Annotated in this window: 17 protein-coding genes and 1 pseudogene; 10 read left to right on the top strand and 8 right to left on the bottom strand. The window is 72.4% G+C overall.

The window, feature by feature from the left end:
- Positions 1-13: 13 nt before the first annotated feature.
- On the bottom strand, positions 14-1237 hold the full coding sequence (gene senA, locus Q0599_RS10570) for a selenoneine synthase SenA (RefSeq protein ID WP_367180924.1): 1224 nt from the start codon (positions 1235-1237) through the stop codon (positions 14-16).
- Between the two features lie 89 nt (positions 1238-1326).
- Here senA and Q0599_RS10565 point away from each other — a divergent pair, with 89 nt between their 5' ends.
- Together Q0599_RS10565 and Q0599_RS10560 are read left to right on the top strand one after the other, a co-directional pair.
- Entirely contained in the window at positions 1327-1740 is a 414-nt protein-coding gene (locus Q0599_RS10565; RefSeq protein WP_298829235.1) for a DUF3717 domain-containing protein, read from the top strand.
- An 88-nt stretch (positions 1741-1828) separates the two neighbouring features.
- Positions 1829-3217, top strand: coding sequence for an MATE family efflux transporter (locus tag Q0599_RS10560; protein ID WP_298829233.1), 1389 nt, complete (start codon positions 1829-1831; stop codon positions 3215-3217).
- Here Q0599_RS10560 and ybaK read toward each other — a convergent pair.
- From ybaK to Q0599_RS10540, 4 genes are read right to left on the bottom strand one after another with little or no spacing between them, the layout of a single operon-like run.
- Positions 3174-3662 (bottom strand): Cys-tRNA(Pro) deacylase, encoded by a 489-nt coding sequence (gene ybaK, locus Q0599_RS10555; RefSeq protein ID WP_298829232.1) that lies wholly within the window; start codon positions 3660-3662, stop codon positions 3174-3176. The two genes, Q0599_RS10560 and ybaK, sit on opposite strands and share 44 nt — an antisense overlap.
- 49 nt (positions 3663-3711) lie before the next feature.
- Positions 3712-4236, bottom strand: a complete 525-nt coding sequence (locus Q0599_RS10550) for an N-acetyltransferase (protein WP_298829231.1) — start codon at positions 4234-4236, stop codon at positions 3712-3714.
- A 2-nt stretch (positions 4237-4238) separates the two neighbouring features.
- Positions 4239-5438: a vanadium-dependent haloperoxidase gene (locus Q0599_RS10545; RefSeq protein ID WP_298829230.1), complete on the bottom strand. Its 1200-nt coding sequence runs from the start codon at positions 5436-5438 to the stop codon at positions 4239-4241.
- Positions 5439-5459: 21 nt separating this feature from the next.
- A complete protein-coding gene (locus Q0599_RS10540; protein ID WP_298829227.1) occupies positions 5460-6290 on the bottom strand; it encodes a class I SAM-dependent methyltransferase in 831 nt (276 codons plus the stop codon).
- Positions 6291-6485: 195 nt separating this feature from the next.
- On the opposite strand from Q0599_RS10540, the gene Q0599_RS10535 reads away from it, so the two are divergent.
- Positions 6486-7499, top strand: coding sequence for an AraC family transcriptional regulator (locus tag Q0599_RS10535; protein WP_298829225.1), 1014 nt, complete (start codon positions 6486-6488; stop codon positions 7497-7499).
- Positions 7500-7512: 13 nt separating this feature from the next.
- Here Q0599_RS10535 and Q0599_RS10530 read toward each other — a convergent pair whose 3' ends face one another.
- Positions 7513-8139 carry a rhomboid family intramembrane serine protease gene (locus Q0599_RS10530; RefSeq protein WP_298829223.1) on the bottom strand — a complete coding sequence of 209 codons (627 nt, stop codon included), beginning with the start codon at positions 8137-8139 and terminating at the stop codon, positions 7513-7515.
- Between the two features lie 33 nt (positions 8140-8172).
- Between Q0599_RS10530 and Q0599_RS10525 the strand changes: the two genes are divergently transcribed.
- Positions 8173-9225, top strand: a complete 1053-nt coding sequence (locus tag Q0599_RS10525; protein ID WP_298829221.1) for a DUF2332 domain-containing protein — start codon at positions 8173-8175, stop codon at positions 9223-9225.
- A 6-nt stretch (positions 9226-9231) separates the two neighbouring features.
- Here the strand turns inward: Q0599_RS10525 and Q0599_RS10520 are convergent, their stop codons facing one another.
- On the bottom strand, positions 9232-10302 hold the full coding sequence (locus tag Q0599_RS10520) for an aldo/keto reductase (RefSeq protein WP_298829219.1): 1071 nt from the start codon (positions 10300-10302) through the stop codon (positions 9232-9234).
- A gap of 113 nt (positions 10303-10415) precedes the next feature.
- On the opposite strand from Q0599_RS10520, the gene Q0599_RS10515 reads away from it, so the two are divergent.
- From Q0599_RS10515 to Q0599_RS10490, 6 genes are all read left to right on the top strand, one after another.
- A complete protein-coding gene (locus Q0599_RS10515) occupies positions 10416-10844 on the top strand; it encodes a DUF2975 domain-containing protein (protein WP_298829217.1) in 429 nt (142 codons plus the stop codon).
- 16 nt (positions 10845-10860) lie between these two features.
- Positions 10861-11088 (top strand): helix-turn-helix transcriptional regulator, encoded by a 228-nt coding sequence (locus Q0599_RS10510; RefSeq protein WP_298829213.1) that lies wholly within the window; start codon positions 10861-10863, stop codon positions 11086-11088.
- A complete protein-coding gene (locus tag Q0599_RS10505; protein ID WP_298829211.1) occupies positions 11085-11675 on the top strand; it encodes a hypothetical protein in 591 nt (196 codons plus the stop codon). Before Q0599_RS10510 ends, Q0599_RS10505 begins: the two co-directional genes overlap by 4 nt.
- A 118-nt stretch (positions 11676-11793) precedes the next feature.
- Positions 11794-12750 carry a thiamine pyrophosphate-dependent dehydrogenase E1 component subunit alpha gene (locus Q0599_RS10500; protein WP_298829209.1) on the top strand — a complete coding sequence of 319 codons (957 nt, stop codon included), beginning with the start codon at positions 11794-11796 and terminating at the stop codon, positions 12748-12750.
- A 20-nt stretch (positions 12751-12770) separates the two neighbouring features.
- Entirely contained in the window at positions 12771-13745 is a 975-nt protein-coding gene (locus tag Q0599_RS10495) for a pyruvate dehydrogenase complex E1 component subunit beta (protein ID WP_298829207.1), read from the top strand.
- A 31-nt stretch (positions 13746-13776) separates the two neighbouring features.
- Entirely contained in the window at positions 13777-14292 is a 516-nt protein-coding gene (locus Q0599_RS10490; RefSeq protein WP_298829205.1) for a VOC family protein, read from the top strand.
- 20 nt (positions 14293-14312) lie between these two features.
- On the opposite strand, the pseudogene Q0599_RS26155 reads toward Q0599_RS10490, so the two are convergent.
- A pseudogene (locus Q0599_RS26155) lies at positions 14313-14501 on the bottom strand (DUF2917 domain-containing protein); the annotation flags it as partial.
- Positions 14502-14662 lie beyond the last annotated feature (161 nt).

The following is a 14662-nucleotide window of genomic DNA, read 5'->3' as shown; positions in this document are numbered from 1 at the left end:
GCCGTGCCGGCGCTCAGAGCGCGCAGCTGCGGAAGCCGCAGAACAGATCGTCCCGCTCGGGCATCGCGAAGTGGCGGAACTTGGCGCTGCGCACCCGCGCGCGCGTCGCGAACGAGGCACCGCGAAGCACCTTGTGCGTGCCGAAGGCGGCTTGCGAGTAGTCGCGCAGCGGTCCCGGCGCGAAGCCGGGATAGGGCCGGAAGGTGGTGGCCGTCCACTCCCACAGGTCGCCCCAGCGGAAACCGCGGCTCGCCCCCTGGTGGGCGGCGGCCTCCCACTCCACCTCGCTGGGCAGGCGGCGGCCGGACCAGCGGCACCAGGCATCGGCCTCGTACCAGCTCACGTGCATCGCCGGTTGTGCCATCGGCACGCGCATCAGCTTGCCGAAGCGCTGCGCCAGCACGCCATGGCGCATCTGATCGACATGGCGCGGCGAGCGCCGGCCTTCGCGCTGCAGCCGCTCCCAGCCCTGCGGGTGCCAGAACTCCTGCGCGTCGTAGCCGCCGTCTTCGACGAACTCGGCGAACTGCGACCAGCTCACCGGCTGCGCATCGATCTCGAACTCGGGCACGTCGACCTCGTGCACCCACTTCTCGTTGTCGAACACGAAGCCGCCGGGCTCGCAGCCCAGCGTCCAGCGCGTGGCCGGGAAGAGCAGTGCATCGCGCGCATTGACTGCCGCCGGCGCGCCCAGCAGGCCGGCATCGAAGCCCAGCGTCTGCGACATCTGCGCGAACCACTCGCCGCGCAGGTCCTCGTGGAACAGCGCGAGGCGGTAGAAGTACAGCGCGTCGTCGTCCTCGGGCGTGGACTCGAGCAGCTCGAGCGTGGTCTCCAGCGTGTCGACGAGGTACTGCCGGGTGGATTGCAGGTCCGGCAACTCGAGCTTCCAGCGCCCGGCGTGCGACACCTCGGCGGGGTCGAAGCAGCGGTCGGCGTCGGGCAGCATGGAAGGCAGGCGCGACTGCGTCGGATCGCAGCGTGCGCCGCGCTGGCGCTGCACGTTGCGCGCGATCCAGCGTTCCTGGAACCAGCCGAGATGGCCCAGCTCCCACAGCGGCGGGCTCAGCTCGGCCTGCTGCGGCACCTCCAGCTCGGGCGTGGACAGCGCACGCTCGTAGGCGGCGATCCAGCGCAGCGTGTGGTTGCGCGAGTCCATCAGCGCCAGCGACAACAGCTCGCGTCCCGCGCGGCGCATGCGCGCGGAGTCGATGGACGGAGCTTCGATGTCGAGCACGGCGGACCTCGGTGCGGAGCCCATTGTGGCACTGCCTGCGCAGCCTGCGCCGATCGCGCCACGCTGCTATTCTTGCCGCCCTCCCGACCATGGCCGCCCTGCACATCACCGACATCGAGGCCGCCATCAACTGGTGGCGCGCTCGCTCGCCCTCGCCCGACGGCATCACCGCCTGCCCCGAGGTGCGCGCGCTGGCCGAGGTCTATGCGCTGATGGTCTACCACCATGAGATGGAGGTCGACGAGGATGGCCTGCCGGCACGCGCCCGCGAGGCCTGGCTGGACTGGTACGCGACCACGCCCGACGCGCCGTGCATCGCGATCTGCTCCACCAGCCAGGGCGACGACGTCTGCAAGGGCTGCGGCCGCAGCTTCGACGAGGTGCAGAACTGGACCGTGATGAGCCCGGGCGAGAAGCGCGCCACCTGGCGGCGCATCACCATGGAAGGCACGGCCTGGCGCTTCAACCGCTACGCCGAGCGCGGCGGCGGGGCATCGGAGTGACGCCGCGCGCCGCGCGACGGGCCGCGCCGAGGCCGGCCCGCTGCCCCTCGGGGGATCGTCCGCCGCATGCGACGGACGAGGGGCGGACATGAGCCGCTTGGCGAAGCTGGCCGGCAGCGCGAAGCGCATCGCGCCGCTGGCCTGGCCGGTGTTCGTCGGCCAGGTGGCGGTGCTCGCCTTCTCCACCGTCGACACGATGATGGCGGCACGCGCCGGCGGCACCGACCTCGCCGCGCTGGCCATCGGCGGCGCTGCCTACATCACGGTGTTCATCGGGCTGATGGGCATCGTGCTGGCGATCAGCCCGATCGCCGGGCAGCTGTTCGGCGCGCAGCACTTCGAGGCCTGCGGTGCGCAGCTGCACCAGGCGATGTGGCTGGCGTTGCTGCTGTCGGTGCCGGGCTGCCTGCTGCTGCTGTTCCCGCAGCCCTTCCTCGACCTGGCGCGCGCCGAGCCGGCGGTGGCCGAGAAGGTGCGCGGTCACCTCGCGGCGCTGGCGGTGGCGCTGCCCCCTGCGCTGCTCTTCACGGCCTTCCGCGGCTTCAACATCGCGGTATCGCGTCCGAAGATCGTCATGCTGCTGCAGCTCGGCGCGCTGGCGCTGAAGGTGCCGCTGACGGCGCTGTTCGTCTTCGGCGCCGGCCCGGTGCCGGCGCTCGGCGCACCGGGCTGCGGCGTGGCCACGGCGTCGTGCATGGTGCTGCAGCTCGCCGCGGTGTGGACGATCCTGACACGCGACCCGTTCTACGCGCGGTTCCACATCGGCGACCGCTTCTCGCGGCCGCACCGCGGCAGCCTGCTCGCGCTGGTGCGCCTGGGGGTGCCGATGGGCGGCTCGATCATGATCGAGGTGACCGGCTTCACCTTCATGGCCTTCTTCATCTCGCGCCTCGGCGCCACGCCCGTGGCCGGCCACCAGATCGCGGTGAACCTGGTCTCGCTGATGTTCATGATGCCGCTGGCCATCGCCAATGCGGCGAGCACGCTGGTCGCGCAGCGCATCGGCGCGGGCGACGAGGGCGACGCGCACCGCATCGGCTGGCACGGCGTGGAGATCGGCGTGGCGATCGCGGCGCTGATGGGCGGCGCGGTCTATCTGCTGCGCGAGCCGATCATCGGCCTGTACACGGCCGACGCGGTGATCGTCGCTGCGGCGATGCCGCTGCTGGCCTGGGTGGCGGCGTTCCACATCGCCGACGCCGCCCAGGCCGTCGCCGGCTTCGTGCTGCGCGCCTACCGCATCGCGCTGGTGCCGCTCCTCATCTACGCGCTGGCGATCTGGGGCGTGGGGCTGGCAGGAGGCTATGCGGTGGGCTTCAACCTCACCGGGCTGACGCCGCCCGCGCTGCTCGGCGCGGCGGGCATGTGGTCGGCGGCGACCACCGGGCTGGTCGTCGCGGCCACCGGGATGTGCGGCTTCCTCGGCTGGATGATCAGATCGCGCAGGAGACGGGCTTCGCGCCCAGGTGCGACGTGAGGACCGACGGCGGGATGCCGACGAGGTAGCCGCGCCGCCCGCCGTTGATGCAGATTCGCGGCAGCGCGAGCACCGTGGCTTCCACGTACACCGGCATCGCCTTGCGCGTGCCGAACGGCGAGGTGCCGCCGACCTGGTAGCCGCTGTGGCGCTGCGCCACTTCGGGCGTGCACGGCTCCACCGACTTCGCGCCGATGGCTCGTGCCAGGTTCTTCGTGCTCACCTGCCGGTCGCCGTGCATCAGCATGATCAGCGGCTCGCGCTTGTCGTCCTGCATCACCAGCGTCTTCACCACCTCGTGCTCGTTCACGCCGAGCTGGCGCGACGACTCCTCGGTGCCGCCATGCTCGACATAGTCGTAGACATGTTCGCTGAAGACGATGCCGCGCTCGCGCAGCCACGCGGTCGCCGGCGTTTCGCTGACGTGCTTGTCCTTCTTGGCCATGGCGCGAAGTGTGCCCCAGCCGGCCCCCGCAGGCGTGCGCCGGCCGGTCTCAGCGCAGCGCCAGCCTGAAGCCGAACACCGGCAGGTCCTGCTGCTGGAAGTCGAGCTCCTCCGCTCGCACGAAGCCGAGCCGCTCGTAGAGCCCCCAGGCCACCTGCATGGCACGGGTGGTGTGCAGGATGACCTGGCCCTGCCCGTCGGCGCGTGCCAGATCGATGCAGGCCTGCGTCAGCCTCCGACCGACGCCGCCGCCGCGGCAAGCCGGGTCGACCGCCAGCAGACGGATGCCTGCGGCGTCTCGGATCGACGTGCTCCGGTCGCCGGCGCCGTACTGCGCCATGTCGCCGAAGTAGACGACCGCGGCGGCGAGGCCGGCGGCGGACGACTGCGCCACCAGCACCCGCACGCCGGGCCGCGCCGCCAGCCCCGCGACGTCGGCCAGCATGCCGTAGTAGGCCGGCTGCTCGTGCGGCGCGGGAAAGCCCGGCAGCGCGGCATACACCGCGACGAGCAGGCGGCCGATGGCCGCGAACTCGTCGGGCCGGGCCTCGCGGATGGTCAGCGCGGCCGCCATGCTCAGTGCTCCGCGCCGCCGGGCAGGCGCTGCTGCACCAGCCGGCCGATCGCCGCGCCCATCTGCGCGCCGACCTCGGTCGAGTGACGGAAGTGCACGCCGCCGAGGATGCGCGCCGACTTCACCTCCTCCACCATCGCGGCGGTGCTGCGCCACTCGCGCACCACGCCGGGCGCGCTCGGGCTGGTGGTCCGCAGCACGGGCGCGTCCTGACCGCGCAGTTCGCCGTCGATCACCGCCGCCAGCGCGCCGGCCAGCACGCAGTGCGCGCAGGGATACTCCGGATGCAGCGGTGTGGGCACGAGCGACGTCCAGCCGGGCTCGGCCTCGGCCACCGCCGTGCCGGCACGGTGCGTGGTGCGCGCCGCCGCGATCGGACGCCAGAACTGGTGGTGGTACTTGGCGTCGAACACCGCGATCAGCGCGTCGTCGTTGGCCAGCGCGGCGGCGGCGTACAGCCTCGCGTTACGCGCCACCGTGCGGCCCGGCATCTCGGCCACCGAGCGCAACAGCGGGAAGTACACCAGCGGCCGCGTCTCCTCCCAGAAGCGGGCCGTCTCGGTCTGCGCCGCCGTGCGCTGCGTGCTGCCGCGCTCGCCGAGGCGGCGCACTTCCTGCAGGTCGCGCGCCCACAGCTCGCTGCCCAGCTCGGGCGGCGGGCCGGGCCGGAACTGCGCGGCCGAGTCGATCAACCATGTCTTGCGGCCGGGCCACTGCGCCGCGGCAGGCACCACCGTCGGCACGTAGCGGCCCGGAGCGGAGGTCCACTGATAGCGATCGGGCGCCGCCGCGCCGTCCGCGGCCGCCCGCGCCAGCAGGCGCGCCGCGGCACGCTCGCCGGCGGCCAGGCCAGCGGCGCTCGCCTCCCCCTCGGGCAGGCCGGCCACGGCACCCTGGTAGGCGGACTCGATCGCCGCCTTCTCGGCGGGCACCAGCGCCAGCAGCGTGGCACGGTTGGCCGCGGCGATGGCAGCCTCGACCGCGCCGCGCTGCGGCCCGACGGCATGCACCGCCTCGAGCACAGCGGACTGCACGACCGCCATCGCACGGTGGCCCGGCACGCCGGGGCCGAGCTTGGCGACGATGGTGCAGGCCTTGTCGTTCCAGTCGGTGACGACGTCGGCCCGCGCGCCGTGCACGGCGGCCAGTCCCAGCAGGGTCGCGACGGCGGACCGCGCGAGGTTTGCGAAGATCTTGTTCATGGACGTTTCCTTTCCTGGCGCTCAGCGCACGTGGACGATGACCTCGAGGTACTCGCTGGGCACCACCAGCGAATGCGCACCGCCGCGGTTGCGGCGTTCCAGCAGCGCGGTGATGTCGGCGGCGAGGCGCTTCTGCGCGGCCGCATCGAGCGCGGCGAAGGCCTTGTGCGTCGGGCCGTAGTAGTCACGGAACACCTGCAGCCAGTGGGCCGGCGAGGCGTAGCGGAAATTGAAGTCGCGCCGCTGGCAACGGATATCGGCGGCACGCGCACCGAACAGCTCGACGATGTGCGTCTCGGTGCCCCACAGCGCCGGCGACTTCAGGCCCGCCGGCGGCGGCAGGTAGGCGCCGATGACCTTGAACAGTTCGCCGATGAAGCCCTCGGGCGTCCAGTTGGCCAGGCCGATGCGGCCGCCCGAGCGCACCACGCGCAGCATCTCCTGCGCCGGCCGCTCGTGCTGCGGCGTGAACATCGCACCGAAGGTCGACAGGGCGACGTCGAACGAGCTGTCGTCGAAGGGCAGCGCCTCGGCATCGGCCTCGACGAACTCGACGGGCAGGGCCTCGGCGCGCGCACGCTCGGCGCCGCGCCCGAGCAGCGCGGGCACGTAGTCGGTCGAGGTCACCTTGGCGAAGCGCCGCGCGGCGGCCAGCGTGGCGTTGCCGTTGCCGGCGGCGATGTCGATGACGCGCTCGCCGGCGCGCAGGTCGATGCTCTCCGCGAGCTGCTCGCCGACGATCTGCAGCGTGGTGCCGATGACGGCGAAGTCGCCGCTGGCCCAGGTGGCCTGCTGGCGCTGCTTGATGGCGTCGAACGCCGGCGTGGTGTGGCAGTGGTCGATGACGGTCATGGGATGCTCCGTGGGATGAGGGCAGGGAAGTTCGGCGCTCACTCGATGGATCGCGCCGATGCGCTGCATTCTTCGAAGCGCGGTGCATTGACGCCGTGCCCGCCGTCGTGCAGATTTGCTCGCCCGTCCGAAATGCGGGCCGTACCGCGGCGCGGCTTGATCGTTCGTCCACCGCGCTTGACCCAACGTCCACCCATGCCCCACGACCCCTTGTCCGACGTGCTGCGCAGCGTGCGCCTGCGCGGCGCGGTCTTCTACTACGTCAGCTACCGGGACGAATGGGTGGCCGAGGCACCGCCGGCGCGCGACATCGCCGACGCGGTGATGCCCGGCGCCGAGCACCTGCTCGAGTACCACCTGATGGCCAAGGGCGATGGCTGGGCCGCCACCGCCGGCGAGTCGCCGGTGCGCCTGTCCGCCGGCGACATCGTCATGTTCCCGCGCGGCGACGCCCACGTGCTGTCCAGCGCGCCGGGCATGCGCGCCATGCCGGACCGCGCCGACTGGATCTTCGAGATGCGCGACGAGCCCAAGCCGATCGCCGTGGCCTACCACGGCGGCGTGCTGCGCCCCGGCGCCGCGGTGCCGGTGGACGAGGCGCGCAACATCGTCGTCTGCGGCTTCGTCGGCTGCGACCTGCGGCCGTTCAATCCGCTGATCGCCACGCTGCCTCGCCTGCTGCACCTGCCCGCCAGCGGCGTCGGCGACTGGGTGCGCGGCGTGCTGCACCAGGCCGTGCAGGAGTCGCGCGAGCGGCGTCCGGGCAGCGACGCGGTGCTGGAGCGTGTCAGCGAGATGGTCTTCGTCGACGCGGCGCGGCGCTACCTCGAGACGCTGCCGGAGGACGCCTCGGGCTGGCTGGCCGGGCTGCGCGACCGCCACGTCGGCAAGGCGATAGGCGCGCTGCACCAGTCGCCGTCGCGCGAATGGACGCTGGAGGCCCTCGGCCGCGAAGCGGGGCTGTCGCGTTCGGCGTTGCACGAGCGCTTCGTGCGCTTCGTCGGGCAGCCGCCCATGCAGTACCTGGCGAACTGGCGCATGCAGCTGGCGGCGAATCAGCTGCGCAGCGGCCACGCCAGCGTGGCGGCGATCGCGCTGGACGTCGGCTACGAGTCCGAGGCGGCCTTCACCCGCGCCTTCAAGCGCGCCACCGGACGGCCTCCAGCCACCTGGCGGCGCGAGCAGGCGAGCCGCGAACGCGCCGCCTGAGCCGGCGCGGCGCTCAGCCGAAGATCGCGGCCAGGGCGCGCATGATCGAACCGGGCACGGCCAGCGCCATGAACAGCAGCCCGGCGACGGCCCCGGCGATGTGCGCGTCGTGGTTGATGCGGCCGAGCCCGCTGCGGCTGGCCATCATGCTGAAGGCGAGGTAGCCCACGGCGAACAGCGGCGCGGGGATGGGGAACGGGATCGGCAGGATGTACAGCGACGAGCCGGGGTTGACGACGATGGCCGCGAAGACCACCGCGAGGATGGCCCCCGAGGCGCCGAGGCTCGAGTAGCCGGGGTTGCGGCGATGCAGGGCCCATGTGGCGACGCTGCTGGCCAGCAGGCCGAACGCGTACAGCACGACGAAGCGCGGCGTGCCGAGGTGGCGCTCGAGGTCGAAGCCGAAGGCCCAGAAGCTGAAGCCGTTGAAGAACAGGTGCGGCAGGTCGGCGTGGATGAAGCCGCTGGTGACGAGCGTCGCCCACTCGCGCCGCGCCACCAGGCCGTGCGGGCGCAGCAGGTTGCGCTCGACCAGCTGCGGCATGCCGCTCAGGCCGAGCAGGCTGACGATCACGAAGCCGGCGAGGATCAGCGTGGCCGCGGGCGCGTCCGCGAAAGGGCCGAGGAGTTCATGCATCATGGCCGGCACTCTAGCGACACGCGGGACCCTCCCTTGCCCGATGCCGACGCCTTGATCGACGCCTTCCACGAGCAGGTGCGCTGGTGCGACCGGCTCGGCTCGCCGTTCAATGCGCGGCTGCTGGCGTGGCTGGCCGAGGACTGGCTTGCCGGCGGGCCGACGCGCACCTTGCTGCCGGCCTGGACCGCGGGCCCGCCGGCGCAGGACCTGGTGCCGCTGCGGCTGGCCGGCGCCCTGCATGCGCTGGCGCTGTCGGGCCGGCACCCGGAACTCGCGCGGCGCTACCCGCCGGCGGCGCAGGCCTTCGATGCCGATGCGCTCGCCCCGCTGTTGCGGCGCCTGCTGGTCGACGAGTCGCCTCAGCTGCGCGCCTTCCTCGCCAGCGCGCCGCAGACCAACGAGACGATGCGCAGCGCCGTGCTGCTCGGCGGCTACGCGGCGATCGCCCGCGCCACCGGGCTGCCGCTGGCGTTGCGCGAGATCGGCGCGAGCGCGGGGCTGAACCTCTGCTGGGACCGCTTCCACTACCAGCTCGGCGGCCAGCGCTGGGGCGATGCCGCGAGCCCGGTGCACATCGTGTCGGAGTGGCACGGCGCGGTGCCGGCGCTGCCCGCGCGCATCGCCGTCGCCGATCGCCGCGGCAACGACCTGCTGCCTGTGGACCTGCGCGACCCGGCGGCGGTGCTGCGCCTGCGCAGCTACGTCTGGCCCGACCAGGCGGCGCGCGCGGCGCGCCTGCAGGGTGCGATCGCGCTGGCAGGCCGGCAGCCGCCGGTCATCGATGCCGGCGATGCCGCCGACTGGGTGGAGCGGCAGCTCGCGGCGCCGCGCGAGGGCATGGCGACGGTGCTCGTCCACTCGGTGGTCTGGCAGTACCTGCCGCAGGCCACGCGCGATCGCATCGAGGCAGCGCTGCTGGCCGCGGCGGCGCGGTCCACGCGCACGGCGCCGCTGGCCTGGCTGCGCATGGAGCTCTTCGCACCGGGTGCGCCCGCCGAATTGCGCCTGACGCTCTGGCCCGAGGGCAACGAACGCACGCTCGCCGAGGCCCACCCGCACGGCGAGTGGGTGGAGTGGCTCGGCTGAGTCGGTTCACTGCGCCGGGTCGCGGTGCGTCCAGCGGATCGCGTCGATCTCGGCGAGCAGTTCGCGCGACAGTGTCGTGCTCCAGGCGGCGAGGTTCTCGTCCAGGTGGGCCTTGCTGGTCACGCCGATGATGGTGCTGGCCACGCGCCAGCTGGTGTAGCAGAAGGCCAGCGCGAGCTGCGTCGGCGTCAGGCCGTGCTTCCTGGCCAGCGCGTTGTAGAGCTTCGCCGCCTCCAGCGCCTCGGGCCGGCCCCAGCGCTGTTTCTTCATGGTCTCGAACTTCGCCAGCCGGCCGGGCTGCTCGGCGCCGTGCAGACCAACGTGGTCGTACTTGCCCGTCAGCGCGCCGAAGGCCAGCGGCGAGTAGGCCAGCAGCGAGACGTTCAGCCGGTGCAGCACCTCGTCCAGGCCGTTGTCCAGCGCGCGGCTGGTCAGCGCATAGGGGTTCTGCACGGTGGCCACACGCGGCAGGCCGTGCTGCTCGGCGCTGCGCACGAACTCCATCACGCCGTAGGGCGACTCGTTGGACAGGCCGACATGGCGCACCTTGCCGGCCTTCACCAGCGTGGCCATCGCATCGAGCTGCTCGTGGGTGCTGGCCATCGCACGGTCCTTCGCCGGGTCGAAGTAGATCGCGCCGAAGGTCGGCACGTTGCGCGCCGGCCAGTGGATCTGGTAGAGGTCGATCACGTCGGTGCGCAGGCGCTGCAGGCTGGCATCGCAGGAGGCGAGGATGTCGGCCTTCGTCATGTCGGCCACGCCGCCGCGGATCCAGTCCATGCCGCGCGCCGGGCCCGACACCTTGGTGGCCAGCACCAGCTTGGCGCGCGCGCCGGGGCGCGCCGCGAACCAGTTGCCGATGATGCGTTCGGTGGCGCCGAAGGTCTCGGCCCGCGCCGGCACCGAGTACATCTCGGCGGTGTCGATGAAGTTGATGCCGCGCTCGACGGCGAGGTCGAGGATGGCGTGCGCATCCTTCTCGGCGACCTGTTCGCCGAAGGTCATGGTGCCGAGGCAGATCGGGGTGACGCGCAGGTCGCTGCGCCCGAGGGCGCGCAGGGGCAGGGTGGAATTCATTCGGCGGGAGTCTACGGGCTGCCGCCCGATCCCGCCGATTTCACTGTCTTACATTGCATTTTTACTGTTAAACAGTAAACTATGGGTCTCGCACAGCCATTTGCGGGAGTCTCATGACGATCCCTGCCCTGCCCCGCCCCATGCCCGGCTCGCTCGCCCGGCTCGTCGTCATCGTGCGCGCGCTGTGCGTGCTCGGCGCGCTGCTGTCGCTGCTGCCCGTGGCGCTCGGCCTGTACGCGCTGTGGCAGTTGTGGAGACTGTTCGCCGAGTACGGCGCCGGCCGCGTGTTCGGCCGCGTCGCGCTCGCGCACCTGCGCCGCTTCGCCTGGGCGCTGCTCGGCATCGCCGTGCTGGCGCCGCTGGTCCGCGCGGCCACTTCGGTGGCGCTCACGATGGGCAATCCGCCGGGCCGGCGCATGCTCGTGCTCGGCTTCTCGTGGAACGACTACATGGCGGTGCTGCTCGCCGCCGTGCTCATCGCCATCGCCACGGTGATGGCCGAAGCGGTGCGCGTCGCAGAAGAGAACGAGGGCTTCGTCTGAGCTTGGTGGCGCCGACATGCCGATCGTGGTCAACCTCGACGTGATGCTCGCGAAGCGCAAGATGCGCTCGCGCGAACTCGCCGAGCGCGTGGGCATCACCGAGCAGAACATCTCGCTGCTGAAGTCGGGCAAGGTGCGCGGCGTGCGCTTCGACACGCTGGCACGCATCTGCGAGGTGCTGGACTGCCAGCCCGGCGATCTGCTCGAACACCGGCCAGGACCGGACGAGCCGGCGGGCGAGTGAACTCTCGCCAGGTCCGCCTGCGGCCCGCCGTGGTGCTGCTCGTCGCGGCACTGCACCTGCTGATGCTGTGGGGCTGGATGCACGGCGCGCCGCCGGCAGCGCGCGTTGCACCGGTGTCGCGCGTCGCGGTCCGGCTGCTCGCCATCGCACCGCCGCCCGCGCCGGTCGCCGAGCCGGCGCGGGTGCCGACGCCCGACCGGCCGACGCCCCGTCGCTCGCCGGCGCGAACGACCGCCGCAACGTCCCCGGCCCCGGCGGTGCCCGCCGAGGTGGTCGCTCCGATGCCGACGGCGGCCACCGCCGAGGCCGCCGCCTCGCAGCCCGCCCCCCTCGACACCCCGCCTTCGCTGCTCGACGGCGACGCGACCCGCCGCGCCATCCGCGCCAGCGCGCGCGACCCCGGTCTCGCCGCACGTGCCGGCCGCATCGGCACGCCACGGCCCAGCCCCGACGAGCGCCTCGGCGCTGTCGTGCAGCAAGGTGCCAAGGGCGACTGCCTGAAAGGCGAGTACCTCGGCGGCGGCATGGGCCTGCTCAGCCTGCCCTTCCTCGCCGCCGCCGCGCTGCGCGACCAATGCCGGCACTGAGGCGGCGCTGACGCCGGCGGGCCATGGCCCGTCGCGGCCGGGCCATTGGCTCCTTCGGGCGATGCCCCGCCGCGGGTGGACTTCGAGAATTCGCTCACCGCACCACCCGAGGTCCACCATGCCCCAGCCCAGCCGCCTCTCGATGCTCGAAACCATGATGCTGATCCGCGCCCACGAGGAGCGCCTTGCCGGCAATGCCGGCCAGACGCCCGGCACCTGCACCGCCGTTGGCCAGGAGGCCGCCGCGGTCGGTGTGGTGAGCGCCCTGCAGCCGCGCGACCGCATCCTCACCAACCATCGCAGCGCCGGCCATCTGCTCGCGCGCGGCGCCGAACCCGGCCGCCTGATGGCCGAGGTGATGGGCCGCGCCGACGGCTACTGCAAGGGCAAGAGCGGCTCGCTGCACGTGTCGGCCAAGGAGCTGGGCGTGGTGCTCACCTCCACCATCGTCGGCGGCGAGCTGTCGCTGGCGCCGGGCGTGGCGCTGGCGCAGAAGATGGGCGGCGAGGGCACCGAGGCCGGCGGCATCACCACCGTGTTCTTCGGCGACGGTGCAGCCTGCGAGGGAATCTTCCACGAGTCGATCAACCTCGCCGTGACCTGGCAGCTGCCGGTGCTCTACGTCTGCGAGAACAACCAGTGGCAGGCCTTCGTGCGCCGCGACGAGACCATGCCGCACGAGCATGTGCGCGTGTGGGCCGAATCCCATGGCCTGCCGGCGGTGAGCGTGGACGGCAACGACGTCGAGGCGGTGCACGCCGCCGCGCAGGCCGCCGCCGAGCATGTGCGCCGCACCGGCACGCCCTACTTCCTCGAGCTCGTCACCTACCGCACCCGCGGCCACTACGAGCCGGACGACCAGGCTTATGTCGACCCGGACGAGCTGGCGCGCTGGAAGGCCCGCGATCCGATCACGCTGCAGCGCGAGCGCCTGCTCGCCGCAGGCGTGCTCGCCCCGGGCGAGGTGGCGCACCTGCAGCAGCGCGTCGACGACACCGTCGAGGCCGCCTTCGCCTTCGCGCAGAACTCGCCCTGGCCCGATGCCCGCGAGCTGATCACCGACGTCTACGCCTGAACGAACCGAGGTCCACCACCATGCCAACCATCACCGTCAACGATGCCGTCTCGCAAGCCCTGGCCGAGGAGATGCACCGCGACCCGCGCGTGCTAACCTTCGGCGAAGGCGTCGCCACCGCGCGCCACGACCTGGTCGCCGAGTTCGGCCGGGATCGCGTGCGCAACACACCGCTGGCCGAGGGCATCATCGCCGGCGCTGCCGCTGGGGCTGCCGCCATGGGCCTGCGCCCGGTCATCGACCTGCTTTACGCGCCCTTCCTCACGCTGTCGATGGACGCGATCATGAACAGCGCCGGCAAGCTGCGCTACCTGTCGGGGGGCCAGTTCGCCTTCCCGATGGTGGTGATGGCCAAGACCGGCGCGGGCTGGAGCGTGGGCGCGCAGCACAACCACAACCTCGAGGCGATGTTCGTGCACACGCCCGGGCTGAAGGTGGTCATGCCCAGCAGCGCCGCCGACTTCAAGGGCCTGCTGAAGAGCGCCATCCGCGACGACAACCCGGTGATGTTCTTCATGGACATGACGCTGGGCTACACGCCCGGCGAGGTGCCCGAGGGCGAGCACCTGGTACCCATCGGCCAGGCCGCGGTGCTGCGCGCCGGCCGCGACGTGACGCTGGTGTCCTACTCGAAGACCGTGGCCGCCTGCCTGGGCGCCGCCGAGCAGCTCGCCGCGCAGGGCATCTCCGCCGAGGTGATCGACCTGCGCACGCTCAAGCCGCTGGACGAGGCGACGATCCTGCGCTCGGTGCGCAAGACGGGCCGGCTGGTGGTGGTGCACGAGGCAGCGGCGCCCTGCGGCGTCGGCGCCGAGGTGGCGGCGATCGTCAGCGAGAAGGCCTTCGCCACGCTGAAGGCGCCGGTGCGCCGCGTCACCGGCCCCGACGCGCCTTCGCCTTCGTCGTGGATACTCGAGCAGGCCGGCGTGCCGCAGGCCGAGGCGGTGCAGCGTGCCGTGCTGGACATCGTGCTCGGGCAAGCCGTGCCCGCGTGACCCGTCCGCACACCGTGAGCCAGGAGACGCCATGATCCACGGACTGCACCACAACGCCTACCGCTGCCGCGACTCGGAGCAGACGCGCCGCTTCTACGAGGACTTCCTCGGCCTGCCGCTGGCCGGCGCGCTGCGCATCGAGAGCACCAAGACCGGCCGCGCCACCGACGTGCTGCACACCTTCTTCCGCCTCGGCGACGGCTCCTTCCTCGCCTTCTTCGAGGCGCCGGACATGCCTTTCGACTTCCGGCCGCAGCACGATTTCGACCTGCACATCGCGCTGTCCGTCGACGAAGCCGCGCTCGGCGCGATGATCCTGCTCGCGCAGGACGCCGGCATCGAGGTGCGCGGCATCTCCGACCACGGCTTCATCCGCTCGATCTACCTGCGCGATCCGAACGGCTACGTGATCGAGCTGACCGCGCCGGTGGCCGGGCACACCGACACGGCGATGGACCCGCGCCGTGCCCGCGAGGAGCTGGCACGCTGGAGCCAGCGTCCGAGTGCGCGGCGCAGCGCGCCGGCCTCGGCCTCGAACGCGAGCTGAGCCGGCCCTTCCGCGCCGATCAGCACCTGCGCGCGGGGCCGCAGGTGCATCCGTGCGCCGGGGTCGAGGAAGTGGTCCTCGGCGTCATCGGACTGCGTCACCCACACGCGCCCGCCCAGCACGCTCAGCTGCGCGCCGCCGCTGCGGCGCCAGCGCAGCAACTGGCCGTCGGCGAGTTGCAGGACGACAGGCGATTCGAATTCCAGCATGGCCGATTCCTCGTCAACGGGATGCCAGCCAGTGTCCCCGCCGGCCGGCCGCGCCGACAGATCCAGTGCCCGGCAAAGTGCGCCGGTACAGAAGGCGCGGCAGCCGTCTGTACTGCTGACAGATGGCCACCTCTGTACCGGTACCCACCCGCCGCCGAGGT

This window comes from uncultured Piscinibacter sp., from assembly GCF_937952055.1.
In the GTDB taxonomy this organism is placed as follows: domain Bacteria; phylum Pseudomonadota; class Gammaproteobacteria; order Burkholderiales; family Burkholderiaceae_C; genus Piscinibacter.
The sequence above is the reverse complement of the archived record's forward strand: the minus strand, read 5'-3'. Positions and strand labels throughout refer to the sequence as shown.

Excerpts from the sequence above, each read along its gene's own strand:
- Q0599_RS10490 (WP_298829205.1), top strand. The coding sequence starts at position 13,777 with ATGATCCACGGACTGCACCACAACGCCTACCGCTGCCGCGACTCGGAG.
- Q0599_RS10520 (WP_298829219.1), bottom strand. The coding sequence starts at position 10,302 with ATGAATTCCACCCTGCCCCTGCGCGCCCTCGGGCGCAGCGACCTGCGC.
- Q0599_RS10565 (WP_298829235.1), top strand. The coding sequence starts at position 1,327 with ATGGCCGCCCTGCACATCACCGACATCGAGGCCGCCATCAACTGGTGG.
- Q0599_RS10550 (WP_298829231.1), bottom strand. The coding sequence starts at position 4,236 with ATGGCGGCCGCGCTGACCATCCGCGAGGCCCGGCCCGACGAGTTCGCG.
- Q0599_RS10510 (WP_298829213.1), top strand. The coding sequence starts at position 10,861 with ATGCCGATCGTGGTCAACCTCGACGTGATGCTCGCGAAGCGCAAGATG.
- Q0599_RS10515 (WP_298829217.1), top strand. The coding sequence starts at position 10,416 with ATGACGATCCCTGCCCTGCCCCGCCCCATGCCCGGCTCGCTCGCCCGG.
- ybaK (WP_298829232.1), bottom strand. The coding sequence starts at position 3,662 with ATGGCCAAGAAGGACAAGCACGTCAGCGAAACGCCGGCGACCGCGTGG.
- Q0599_RS10530 (WP_298829223.1), bottom strand. The coding sequence starts at position 8,139 with ATGATGCATGAACTCCTCGGCCCTTTCGCGGACGCGCCCGCGGCCACG.
- Q0599_RS10545 (WP_298829230.1), bottom strand. The coding sequence starts at position 5,438 with ATGAACAAGATCTTCGCAAACCTCGCGCGGTCCGCCGTCGCGACCCTG.
- Q0599_RS10500 (WP_298829209.1), top strand. The coding sequence starts at position 11,794 with ATGCCCCAGCCCAGCCGCCTCTCGATGCTCGAAACCATGATGCTGATC.
- Q0599_RS10560 (WP_298829233.1), top strand. The coding sequence starts at position 1,829 with ATGAGCCGCTTGGCGAAGCTGGCCGGCAGCGCGAAGCGCATCGCGCCG.
- Q0599_RS10495 (WP_298829207.1), top strand. The coding sequence starts at position 12,771 with ATGCCAACCATCACCGTCAACGATGCCGTCTCGCAAGCCCTGGCCGAG.
- Q0599_RS10540 (WP_298829227.1), bottom strand. The coding sequence starts at position 6,290 with ATGACCGTCATCGACCACTGCCACACCACGCCGGCGTTCGACGCCATC.
- Q0599_RS10535 (WP_298829225.1), top strand. The coding sequence starts at position 6,486 with ATGCCCCACGACCCCTTGTCCGACGTGCTGCGCAGCGTGCGCCTGCGC.